This is a genomic window from Streptomyces sp. NPDC058457, from assembly GCF_042720695.1.
Lineage (GTDB): Bacteria > Actinomycetota > Actinomycetes > Streptomycetales > Streptomycetaceae > Streptomyces.
On sequence record NZ_JBHXLU010000066.1, the window covers coordinates 1 to 11,960 of the forward strand.

7 protein-coding genes are annotated in these 11,960 nt (G+C 70.7%); 6 read left to right on the forward strand and 1 reads right to left on the reverse strand.

From position 1 onward, the window contains the following. Positions 1-288: 288 nt before the first annotated feature. Complete coding sequence (locus tag ACFWPS_RS37430) at positions 289-810, reverse strand: VOC family protein (protein ID WP_383713840.1); 522 nt, start codon at positions 808-810, stop codon at positions 289-291. A gap of 480 nt (positions 811-1,290) precedes the next feature. Between ACFWPS_RS37430 and ACFWPS_RS37435 the strand changes: the two genes are divergently transcribed. The 6 genes from ACFWPS_RS37435 (at position 1,291) to ACFWPS_RS37460 (ending at position 11,938) form a co-directional block, all read left to right on the forward strand. Next, positions 1,291-2,493 carry a glycoside hydrolase family 1 protein gene (locus ACFWPS_RS37435; protein WP_383713843.1) on the forward strand — a complete coding sequence of 401 codons (1,203 nt, stop codon included), beginning with the start codon at positions 1,291-1,293 and terminating at the stop codon, positions 2,491-2,493. Positions 2,494-2,521: 28 nt separating this feature from the next. Then, complete coding sequence (locus ACFWPS_RS37440) at positions 2,522-3,337, forward strand: SDR family NAD(P)-dependent oxidoreductase (protein WP_383713845.1); 816 nt, start codon at positions 2,522-2,524, stop codon at positions 3,335-3,337. 43 nt (positions 3,338-3,380) lie between these two features. Next, complete coding sequence (gene uidA / locus ACFWPS_RS37445; protein ID WP_383713848.1) at positions 3,381-5,192, forward strand: beta-glucuronidase; 1,812 nt, start codon at positions 3,381-3,383, stop codon at positions 5,190-5,192. A gap of 624 nt (positions 5,193-5,816) precedes the next feature. Next, positions 5,817-7,157 carry an MFS transporter gene (locus tag ACFWPS_RS37450; RefSeq protein ID WP_383713851.1) on the forward strand — a complete coding sequence of 447 codons (1,341 nt, stop codon included), beginning with the start codon at positions 5,817-5,819 and terminating at the stop codon, positions 7,155-7,157. 62 nt (positions 7,158-7,219) lie between these two features. Beyond that, positions 7,220-9,877, forward strand: a complete 2,658-nt coding sequence (locus ACFWPS_RS37455; RefSeq protein WP_383713854.1) for a family 78 glycoside hydrolase catalytic domain — start codon at positions 7,220-7,222, stop codon at positions 9,875-9,877. Positions 9,878-10,153: 276 nt separating this feature from the next. Next, positions 10,154-11,938 (forward strand): family 43 glycosylhydrolase, encoded by a 1,785-nt coding sequence (locus ACFWPS_RS37460; protein ID WP_383713857.1) that lies wholly within the window; start codon positions 10,154-10,156, stop codon positions 11,936-11,938. Positions 11,939-11,960: the final 22 nt, after the last annotated feature.

The window sequence follows — 11,960 nt, forward strand, 5'->3', positions numbered from 1 at the left end:
GGTTCAGCCCGGTCCGCCGGCACCGACGCCCGCCGCGCCGACGCTCCAGGGCCCGCAAGGAGAGGATGTCGCCGACGATGCCGGCGGTGTCGTCCCGGCGCGCGTCCGTGACGCGGACGTGGCGGGGTGCAGTTCCTCGTCGGCGCGTTTTCGAGCGTTCACGCCGCCGCGCACCGTCCGGCAGCCGCGCAGCGGCGCACGGCCATCCGGGCCGACGAGGCCAGGATGGCCGTGCCACCCGACGGAGCGCTCCTTGGCGCACGCGGCGCGGAACGCCGGGTGCCGGACTCAGCCCCTCTGCAGGATCTCGACCTGGTTGCCCCACGGATCGAGGACGTCGACGGACCGCGAACCGTCCGGGGCCTCGAACTCGGCCTGGATCCTCGCGCCGTTCGCGACCGCCCGCGCCTCCGCGACGTCCTTGTCCGGAACCTGGATGATGAACGCCCCGTGCTTCTTCTTGTCGTGGGGACCCTTCTTGATCAGCACGAGTCCCGGCCCGCCGCTGGGAAACACCACAATGTGCACGTTGTCGCCCTGCGCGACGGCGAACCTCGCACCGAACACGTTGCCGTAGAACTGCTCAGCGGCATCGAGGGTGCCGACGTAGAGCTTGACCATGACGATGGTTCCGGTCGGTGCGGGCGCGTCGTCCGAAGCCGAACCTGTCGTCGACGCGGCGTTGCCTGTCGAATGGACGGCCCGCGCGGCGATCGCCTTCGCGGGGGCTCCCTGCGAGTTGGTGGCCGTATGGGTCGCGGCGGGCGCAGCGCACCCGACCGCCAGCAACAGCGGCACGGCAAACAGCATGGCTCGTCTGCGTATCAAGGGTTCTCTCCAGTTCTGGGGGTGTGGGCGCGATCCGGGTCCGGCGGACGGCTCCGACGGCGGGCGCGCGGTCAGCCTTGGCAAACGTGATGCGGCTTCAGGTACAGCCGGAAAAGGCGTGCGGGGTGCCGTCGTGCGTCATGCCGACGCCTGCACCGCCTCGCGGTGGAGAACTTTGATCTCTCTGAGGAGAAGGCAACTCTGGCATGACGCGAATGGAGTTTCAACCATGCGGAGTTGCGTTCTTCTCGATGCGAGGACCCCTACCCGGAGGCCGGGGCGACACCGCTCCGGACCCCGTCGGCGACCGCCCGAATGTAACGCTCAGGTTACGAAACACCCCGGCAGCCTTCCCCAGTCCTCGATCTCGGATTACCTTCCAGCGAAAACCAACCACATGGTAACAGTTGGTCGGCGCGCCGTGGGGCCCGTCACCATCGGCACTCAGGAAGGCAGTCGACGATGACCGAACTCGCTCCCGGTTTCCTCTGGGGCGCGTCCACCGCACCGCACCAGATCGAGGGCAACAACCTCAACAGCGACTTCTGGGCGAACGAGGGGCGCATCCCGGGCATGGAGCGCAGCGGCGACGCCTGCGACAGCTACCACCGCTACCGCGAGGACATGCAACTGCTCGCGGACGCCGGACTCAACGCCTACCGCTTCGGCATCGAGTGGGCACGGATCGAGCCGCTCCCCGGCCTGGTCTCACGCGCCGAACTCGCCCACTACCGGCGCATGATCGACACGGCCTTCGAGCTCGGTCTGACACCGGTCGTGACCCTGCATCACTTCACCAGCCCGCTCTGGTTCGCCGAGGAGGGCGGCTGGCTCGGCGACCGCGCGGTGGACCGGTTCCGGACCTACGTGGAGACGGTCGCCCCGATCCTCGAAGGCGTCGAGTGGGTCGTCACCATGAACGAGCCGAACATGCTGGCCATCATGGTCGGCATGGCGCGGGCGTTCCAGAACGCGCAGGCCGGCGGGGAGTGGCAGAGCCCCACTCTCGACAACGAGGGCCCCCGCCCGCAGCTGCCCGCCCCCGACACGGCGATCGGCGAGCGGCTCGTCGAGGTGCACCACGCCGCGCGCAAGGTGCTGCACGAGCGCACCGGCGCCAAGGTCGGCTGGACGGTCGCCAACCGCGCCTTCGTGGCCCGCCCCGGCGCGGAGGAGAAGAAGCGCGAGCTGGAGCACGTCTGGGAGGACCTCTACCTGGAGGGGTCGCGCGGCGACGACTTCGTGGGCGTGCAGTCCTACTCCAGCCAGTGGGTCGGCCCGGACGGCATCGAGCCCTACCCGCCGCACCCTGACAACACCCTCGTCGGGACTGCCTACCGGCCCGACGCGCTGAGCATCGCGGTACGGCACACCGCCGAGATCACCGACGGCCTGCCGATCCTGATCACCGAGAACGGCATCGCCATCGGCGACGACACTCGCCGCATCGCCTACACGAGCGAGGCCCTGGAGTACCTCGGCAAGGCGATCGCCGACGGGGTGGACGTCCGCGGCTATCTGCACTGGAGCCTGCTCGACAACTACGAGTGGGGCCACTGGGCACCGACGTTCGGTCTGGTCGCGGTCGACCGCGAGACGTTCGAGCGCCGGCCCAAGCCCTCTCTCGCATGGCTGGGCGAGACCGCCCGCCGCGGCCGGATCTGACCACACCCCCACACGCGGAGGACACACCGTGCAGGTATCCGTACCCGATGTCTCGGCCAAGTCCCTGACAGAACTCGTCTCGCTGACCGGGCGGCGCGCCGTCGTGACCGGAGCGGGCCAGGGGCTCGGCCGGGCCGTCGCCGAGCGGCTGGCCGAAGCCGGAGCGGACGTGCTCGTGGCGGACATCCAGGACGAACTCGCCACCGCCGCCGCCGAGGAACTCGGCGCCCGTGGCCGGGGCCGCGCCCTGGCCGCCCATCTGGACGTCACCGACTCCGACAGCGTCGCCGCCGTCGCCGACCTCGCTGTCCGGGAGCTGGGCGGAGTCGACATCTTGGTGAACAACCCCGGGATCGTCCCCAGCGTCGCCGCGCTGGAGATGTCCGACAAGGCCTTCGACGAGGTGTTCGCCGTCAACACCCGCGGCGTCTTCCTCGGTTCCCGGGAGGCCGCACGCCGGATGAGCGAGGCCGGGCACGGGGGCGTCATCGTCAACGTCGTCTCCACGGCCGGGTTCCGCGGGACGGCCCCCGGGCTGGCCGCATACGTCGGCTCCAAGCACGCGGCACGTGGCCTCACCCGTCAACTCGCCCTGGAATTCGCTCCGTTCGGCATCCGCGTACTGGGTGTCGCGCCGACGTTCGTGCCGACCGAGGGGAACCTGGCGGCGGCCGCGGCGGCCGGCGTGGACTCCGAAGCAATCATGTCCGTGATGCAGCCCGGTCCGCTGGGCCGAATCGGCGTGCCGGACGACATCGCCCGGGTGGTGCTGTTCTGTGCCAGCGACCTCTCGGCGTTCATGACGGGCAGCACGCTCCTCGCGGACGCCGGTGAAACGGCCTGACGCACGCCGCCCCGACCGCCCCGAACACCCGGTAGGAATCCCCATGCTCTCGCCCCGTACCAGCCCCACCCGTGACATCGTCGGTCTCGACGGCCTCTGGCGGTTCGCCCTCGACACCCGGGCCGGCGCCACCCCCTGGACGTCACGGCTCGCCACACCGCTCGAAGTCCCCGTCCCCGCCAGCTACAACGACCTGTTCGTGGACGCGGAGATCCGTGACCACGTCGGCGTCGTGTGGTACCAGCGCGACGTACGCGTCCCACGCGGCTGGACCGACGAACGGGTCGTGCTGCGCTTCGGGTCCGTCACCCACGCCGCGCAGGTCTATGCGGACGACCGGCTCGTGGCCGAGCACACCGGCGGCTACACGCCGTTCGAGGCGGACCTGACCGGTATCGCCGAGCCCGGCACGGAGCTCCGGCTGACGGTCGCCGTCGACAACCGGCTGACGAACGTGACCATCCCGCCCGGCACCGTCACGGCCGGTCCCGACGGCCGCGAACGCCAGTCGTACCTGCACGACTTCTACAACTACGCGGGCATCGCCCGATCCGTGCGCCTCTACAACACGCCGAAGACCTTCGTCGAGGACGTCACCGTCGTCACCGGACGGGACGGCGCGGCCGGTACCGTCGCCTACCGCGTAGAGGTCGCCGGCGAGCACGCCGACACGGTCACCGTGCGGGTGCGCGCGGTCGACCAGGCCGGCCGGACCGTCGCGGAGGGACACGGCACCGAGGGCATCCTGCGCATCGAGGACGTCACGCTCTGGCAGCCGGGCGCGGCCCACCTCTACGACCTCGTCGTGGAGCCGGCCGTGGACGGCGAGACCGTGGACAGCTACACCCAGGCCTTCGGAGTCCGTACCGTCGAGGTGCGGGGCACCGAGTTCCTCATCAACGGCGAGCCCTTCTACTTCACCGGCTTCGGCAAGCACGAGGACACCCCCGTCCGGGGCAAGGGCCACGACGACGCCTACCTCGTCCACGACTTCCAGCTCATGGACTGGACGGGGGCCAACTCCTTCCGCACGTCCCACTACCCCTACGCCGAGGAGGTGCTGGACTTCGCCGATCGTCAGGGCATCGTCGTCATCGACGAGACCGCGGCCGTCGGCCTCAACCTGGGAGTCCAGGGCGGGCTCACCGGCATTCCGCCGACCCCCACCTTCGCCCCGGAGAACTTCGGCGGGACCACACGGGACGTCCACGCCCAGCACCTGCGGGAGTTGATCGAGCGGGACAAGAACCACCCGAGCGTGGTGATGTGGTGCCTCGCCAACGAGCCGGCCTCCAACGAGGACGGTGCGCGCGAGTACTTCGAGCCGCTGGTCGAACTGGCCCGCAAGCTCGACCCGACCCGGCCCCTCACCTACTCCGCCGTCATGTTCGCGACGCCGCAGAACGACCGGATCGGCGACCTGTTCGACGTCCTGAGCATCAACCGCTACTACGGCTGGTACCTCTTCACCGGCGACCTCGCGACCGCCGAGGGGTACCTGGAACAGGACCTGCGCGGCTGGGTCCAGCGCTTCGGCAAGCCCGTCATGATGTCCGAGTACGGTGCCGACACCCAGCCCGGCCTGCACTCCGTCTGGGACACCCCCTGGAGCGAGGAGTACCAGAGCGACTTCCTCGCCATGTACCACCGGGTCTTCGACGGCATCCCCGAGTTCGTCGGCGAACACGTCTGGAACTTCGCCGACTTCCAGACGTCCGCCGGCATCCACCGCGTCGACGGCAACAAGAAGGGCGTCTTCACCCGCGACCGCAAGCCCAAGTCGGCCGCGTTCGCCCTACGCCGACGCTGGCACGCGCTGGGCGGCCGTAAGCCCGGCCGGACCGCGTCCGACTGACACCTGCGGCGTCGCGCCACGCTCCGGTCGCGCCTCGCCGCAACCGGGAAAGGCCGGCCCATGCCTCCGCCGCCGGGCGCAACCTGACACCGCCGAGGCGGCGGGTGCCGGGTGCCGGGCCGCTCTCGGCCCGGCATCCGGTGGCGCGGGGCACAGCCGCTCCGCGTCCGTCGCCCGTCCGGTCGTCCCTCATCGTCCTCCGAGCCGACAGTACGGGGTCGCCGACAGCGGGCACCACGGGAGCCGGGCGCCGTGACTCCGCTGCCGTACCGCAGGACCTCCGGCGGTACGGCAGCGGAGTCGTCGACGGCCGACCCCACCACGTCGGGCACGACCGCACCTTGCCGGGCTGCGGCCGGACCACCGCTCCCCCTGCCGCGACGACAAACGGATCCCGGCCCCGAGACCGCCGGTATCCCGATCCCCGCACCAGGCGGGCTCCGCCCCACGTACCTGCCTCCCCTGACCGTCCGCACTTCCCTCTGCCCGCCTGCCGGTCCGACCGGTCCGGTCCGTCGGTTCGGAACGCCATGGCCGCTCGTCCCCTGGCCCAGCCCGGCCACGGCCGTCCCCGACACCGGCGGTCGCGGCCGGCTCTTGCCATCATGTGACAAAGGAGTCCTCATGCCTCACGACGACCGGGACGTCAGCGTGGTGGTTCCCCCTCCGGAGGCGTCACCGCAGGACCCCTCCGAGGAGCCGGCCGCACCCGAGATCGAGGCACGGCCGCTGCAGAGGGTCGGCCGGGACTACCTTGTCTGGTTGATGATCGCCAGCTTCGGCGGCTCCCTGGCCCTGATGGTCCCGCTCTCCTACTCGCTCGCGGTACGCATCTCCGCCCTTGCTCCCGGGCACGAGGAACAGCTCGGCTACGTCACCGGCTCCGCCCAGTTCGGCTACCTGGTCCTCAGCCCCCTGATCGGCCTCTGGAGCGACCGGACCCGGTCCCGGCTCGGCCGCCGGACCCCCTTCATGATCGGCGGCACGCTGCTGGGCACCGTCGCGCTCGTCGGGGTCGCCCTCGCTCCGTCGGTCCGCCTGCTGGGCCTGGCCTGGGCCGTCGGCATGGTCGGCTGGTCCACGGCCGGGCAGGCCATCCAGAACGTCCAGGCGGACCGGGTGCCCGAAGAGCAGCGTGGCCGGGTCTCGGCGCTGACCGGCGTCGTGACCCAGATCGCCCCGGTGATCGGCATCGGCCTCGCGTACGGGGTGGCCTCCAGCACGTTCCTGGTGTTCCTGGTCCCGGGCGTCCTGGGTGCTGCCCTGGTGCTGCTGTTCCCGGTGTTCAAGCCCGAGGGCGACTCCCGCACACTCGTGCGCACCGGCGGCGTGACCGTACGGAGCATGGTCGCCAGCTACGGCTTCAACCCGCGCAGGTACCCGGACTTCGGCTGGAACTGGCTCGGCCGCTTCGTCTTCTTCATGGGCCTGTACTTCAACACGGCCTTCGGTACCTTCTTCTACGCCCAGCGGCTCGACATGGCCGTCAAGGACGTCGCCGGGATCGTGGCGGTCATCGGGACCATCGGCGTGGTGGCCGCGGCGGGCGGCGCCATCGGGGGCGGCTTCCTGTCCGACAAGCTCGGTCGGCGCAAGCTGTTCACTCTGATCGGCTCCACGGTGTTCGTCGTCGGTGCCGTCACCGAGGCGTTGGCTCACTCGCTGCCCCAACTCGTCGTCGGCGCGGTGCTGATGCAGTTCGCCATCGCCATGTTCAGCGCCGTCGACCAGGCGATCGTGTTCGCCGTCCTCCCGGACCTGGCCGAGGCAGGCCGCTACCTCGCCGTCGTCGCCTTCGCGCAGAAGATCCCCAGCGCCGTCGCCCCGTTGATCGCCCCGCTCGTCATCACGCTGGGTGGCAGCGAGGGCGGCGAGAAGAACTACACCGTGCTCTATCTGATCGGCGCTGCCCTGGCGCTGGCCGGCGGCCTCATCGTCAAGTTCAAGGTCAAGGCGGTCCGGTAGCGCGGCTTCCGGGCCTGCTTCCCGAAAACGTCACATCCCACCGAGTATCGAGAAGGCGCAGCATGCACAACGCACCGTACGACCTGGTCATCGACAGCGGCGGTGACACCTTCCCGGTGTCGGGGCCAGCGCCCCGGCTGTCGTGGAAGCCGTCGGCGGACGCGGCACACCCGGTGGCTTACGAGGTGGAGTGCACCGTCGACGGAGAGGCGCTGCCCGCTGTGACCACCGCCGCCGGGGCGCACCGGTTCGTCCACTGGCCGTGGACACCGCTGACCAGCGGACAACGTGTGGCCTGGCGGGTCCGGGCGCTCGGCGGCGACGGCTCGCCGTGGTCGCCGTGGCACACCTTCGAGTCGGGACTTCTGGCCGCCGACTGGAAGGCACGCTGGATCAGTCCCGCCGAGTCAGGCGAGCCCGGATACGGCAGACGGCCCGCGTACGTCCTGTCGACCCCGTTCGAGGCGCGAGCCGGGGTGCGCTCGGCACGGCTGTACGCGACGGCGCTCGGAGTGTACGAGGCGTACATCAACGGCGAGCGGGCCGGCACCGCCGCACTGTCACCAGGGTCCACCTCCTACGACCGCACGCTCTACGCTCAGGTCTCCGACGTCACGGCAGCCGTCACGACGGGCGGCAACCGGTTCGAGATCGTGCTGTCCGACGGCTGGTACCGGGGTCAGGTGGGTGCCTTCCGCCTCCCGGCCGGCTGGGGGACGGTGACCGGCGCACGGGCCGAACTCCACATCGACTACGAGGACGGCGCACGCCAGGTCGTACGCACCGACGGGACATGGACGAGCGCGGAGTCGGCCATCACCAGGGCCGACCTCATGGACGGGCAGACCACCGACTTCCGGCTGCGGCCCGGGGCGGGGCGGCCCGTCCTCGTCGACCAGGTGGAAGCGCCCGCGGTCGACTGGTCGCCGGCGCCGCCGGTGCGCGTGGTCGAGTCACGCCCGGCGCAGTCCGTGACACAGCTCGGAGAGGGCGTGTGGATCGCCGACTTCGGCCAGAACGCCTCCGGCCGGATCGCCCTGGACGATCTCGGTCCGGCCGGCACTCGCACGGTCGTCGACCACGGCGAGCACCTCGGCCCCGACGGCGACCTGACGACCGCTCACCTGGACTCCGCACGCCCCGGCCAGGTCCCGCTCCCCTTCGTCCAGCGCGACGAGGCCGTCTCCGCAGGCGGTGGCGAGACGTTCGAGCCCCGTCACACGGTGCACGGTTTCCGGTACGCCCGGATCCGCCGCGACGGCGCCCCGCTCGACCCGGCGAGCCTCGTCATGCGGGTCGTCCACACCGACCTGCGCCGCACCGGCACCTTCGCGTGCGGTCACGGCGATCTCGACCGCCTCCACGAGATCGCCGAGTGGAGCTTCCGCGGCAACGCCGTCGACGTGCCCACCGACTGCCCGACCCGCGAACGCCTCGCCTGGACCGGCGACTACCAGGTCTTCGCCCCCACTGCGATGCGCCTCTACGACGTCCTGGGCTTCAGCCGCAAATGGCTGCGCTCCGTGCGCGACGACCAGCTGCCCGACGGCCGGATCGCCAACTTCTCGCCCGACGGCCGCCGCATCAAACACCACCTCGACGACCAGTTCGCGATGATGACCGGCTCCGCCGGCTGGGGAGACGCCATCGTCGCGGTCCCGTGGGAGCTGTACGAGGCCTACGGCGACCGGGAGGTCCTCGCCGAGAACTGGGAGGCGATGGTCCGCTGGGTCGAGTGGGCCCTCACGACCGCGCGCACCCTCCGCCACCAGTCCCGCGTCGAGCGCTCGGCCGAGCCGCTGCCGCACGAGCGGTACCTGTGGGACGGCTCCTTCCACTGGGGCGAATGGACCGAGCCGAGGGCGAAGGCGGCCGACGGCACCCGCATCGACCCGGTCAAGGACGATCCCGTCGCCTGGTTCATGGCCGACAAGGGGGAGATCGGCACGGCCTTCCTGTACCGCTCGACGACGACCCTGGCCCGTGTCGCACGGGTGCTGGACCGCGCCGAGGACGCGGCCCACTACGCCGTGCTCGCCGAACGGGTCCGCGACGCCTGGCGCACCGAGTTCCTCTCCCCGGACGGCCGCACCTCCGGCGACACTCAGGCCGGTTACGTGCGCGCCCTGTCCCTCGGGCTCGTCCCCGACGCGCTGCGCGAGGCCGCCGCCGCGCGCCTGGTCGAGCTGGTCCGCGCCGCCGGCACCCATCTCACCACCGGCTTCCTCTCGACCGGCGACCTGCTTCCGGTCCTCGCCGACCACGGCCACGCCGACGTCGCCTACGAACTGCTCCTGCAGCGCACCGCGCCGTCCTGGCTGTACATGCTCGACCACGGCGCCACCACCATCTGGGAGGACTGGGAGGGCGTCGACGACACCGGCACCGCACACGAATCACTGAACCACTACAGCAAGGGCGCGGTCGTCCGCTTCCTGCACACCCACGTCCTGGGGCTGCGGCAGACACCGGGGTCGACCGCCTGGGAGTCCTTCGAGGTCGCGCCCGTACCGCACCCGTCCGTGCCCTGGGCCCGCGGCACTCACGAGTCCCCGCAGGGCACGATCGCCGTCGAGTGGCTGACGGACGGCGACGAACTCACCGTCACCGTCGACGTCCCACCGGCCACCACCGCACGCGTCGTCTTTCCCGACGGCGCGGCCGAGACCGTGAAGGCGGGCACCTTCACCACAACTCGCCGGATGGGGGAAGGGCGTTGAGCCGGCCGCGACGAATCCTCCCTGCCGTGGCCACGGCTCCGCCGGCGTTCGGTGCCGAGGACACCCTCCGGCACGTGGCCGAGTCCTGCCCGCCCGGCATCGGCCCCTCGCGGTTCCGATCAGGCCTCCCGGCCCGTCGGCAGGTCCCGGACGGCCAGGGCGACACCCGTGCGCAGGTCGTCGAGACCGTGCTCCGGGCCGAGGACCACAGCCAGGCCGGCCAACCCTTCACAGCGCCGGCCTGCAACTTCCCACTTCCGAATTAGGAGACCCCAAATGACGGCTTCGGAACGCATCTTCTGCAACCCGCTCGACATTCCCTACCGCTATCAGGACATCCGGTTCTCCGGCACCGTCAGAGGCATCAAACTCGGCGAGCCACGGCGGAGCGTGCACCGGGAGGCAGCGGACCCCTCGATCGTGCTGTACCGGGGCCGCTACTACATGTTCGCCTCGATGTCCGCGGGATTCTGGCACTCGACGGACCTTCTACGGTGGGAATACCGCGCGACGTCCAAGCTGCCGGCCCTCGACTACGCGCCGGACGTCCGCGAGGTGAACGGAGCGCTCTACATCAGCGCCTCCCGCAAGGAGGACAACTGCCCCTTCTTCCGAAGCGTCGACCCCCTGTCCGACGACTTCGTCGAGGTCACGCCTGGCACCTTCCCCTTCTGGGACCCGAACCTGTTCCAGGACACCGACAAGGCGGTGTATCTCTACTGGGGATGCGACAACAAGACACCGATCTACGGAGTCCGGCTCTCGGACTCGTTCAACCCGATCGGCGAGCCGTCGCCTCTGATCAGCTCCGACGTACTCGCCCACGGCTGGGAGCAGTTGGGCGAGGACTACGTCGTCGTCCCGCCCCGGAACGAGCAGGAGAGACTCATCGCCCAGTTCAGCGGCACCGCCCCCTTCGTCGAGGGCGCCTGGATGACCGAGCGTGACGGTACCTACTATCTCCAGTACTCGGCACCAGGCACCGAGCTGAACACCTACGCGGACGGGTACTACACGGCCTCCGCGCCCCTGGGCCCCTTCACCTACTCGCTGGACAGCCCTTTCTCGTCCAAGCCGGGCGGGTTCATCACCGGGGCGGGACACGGCAGCACGTTCCAGGACCGGCACGGAAACTGGTGGCACGCGGCGACCATGCGCATCTCGGTGAACGACGTCTTCGAGCGCCGTGTGGGAATCTTCCCCGCCGGCTTCGACGACGAGGGCGTGTTGTTCTGCAACCAGAACTTCGCCGACTACCCGATGGCCGTCCCGGACGGACCGTTCGCCCCCTGGACGCCCCCCACCTGGATGCTGCTCTCCTACAAGGCGGATGTCGCCGCCTCGTCCGCCGCTCCCGGCCACGGCCCCGCGTCCGCCGTCGACGAGAACATCCGCACGTGGTGGGCGGCCGCCGGCCGCGAACCGGGCGAATCCCTCACCGTCGACCTCGGCGCGCCGAAGACCGTCCACGCCGTGCAGATCAACCTGGCGGACCACGAGCTGGCGGACACCGCTCCTCACGCTCCGGACGGAGTGGACATCGGCCATTCCTGGCGGGGTATCTTCCCGAGCCATCAACCAGCGGAGATCCTCGTCGAGATCTCGGAGAACGGCAGGGAGTGGAGCGTCGTCCGGGACTCCCGCGGCACGGGCGCCGACACTCCGCACGCCTTCCTCGTTCTCGACGCGCCGCAGGAGACCCGGTTCGTCAGGGTGACCAGCGGCCGACTGCCGTTCGACGGCACCTTCGCCGTCAGCGGTGTCCGCGTCTTCGGGACGGGCGAAGGCGAGGCACCGGCTGCTGTGCGCGCCCGGGCCCTCCGCACGGACGACCGCACCGCGAGTGTCGAGTGGGACGCCGCACCCGGCGCCATCGGCTACAACGTCCGCTACGGCCGCCATCCCCAGAAGCTGTACCACAGCTGGCTCGTGCACGAACGCACCTCTCTCGACCTGCGCTCCCTGAACGCGGGCACCGAATACTGGGTGGCGGTCGACGCGTTCGGCGAAGCCGGCGTCACCCCGGGCGAGCCCGTGCCTGCGCCATGGACCGCCCCCTGATCCGGGCGGCCACCGCGGACGA

What these genes read in the sequence shown, in the direction of transcription:
- ACFWPS_RS37430 (WP_383713840.1), bottom strand. Translation starts at nt 810, where the DNA reads ATGCTGTTTGCCGTGCCGCTGTTGCTGGCGGTCGGGTGCGCTGCGCCC.
- ACFWPS_RS37435 (WP_383713843.1), top strand. Translation starts at nt 1,291, where the DNA reads ATGACCGAACTCGCTCCCGGTTTCCTCTGGGGCGCGTCCACCGCACCG.
- ACFWPS_RS37450 (WP_383713851.1), top strand. Translation starts at nt 5,817, where the DNA reads ATGCCTCACGACGACCGGGACGTCAGCGTGGTGGTTCCCCCTCCGGAG.
- ACFWPS_RS37455 (WP_383713854.1), top strand. Translation starts at nt 7,220, where the DNA reads ATGCACAACGCACCGTACGACCTGGTCATCGACAGCGGCGGTGACACC.
- ACFWPS_RS37460 (WP_383713857.1), top strand. Translation starts at nt 10,154, where the DNA reads ATGACGGCTTCGGAACGCATCTTCTGCAACCCGCTCGACATTCCCTAC.
- uidA (WP_383713848.1), top strand. Translation starts at nt 3,381, where the DNA reads ATGCTCTCGCCCCGTACCAGCCCCACCCGTGACATCGTCGGTCTCGAC.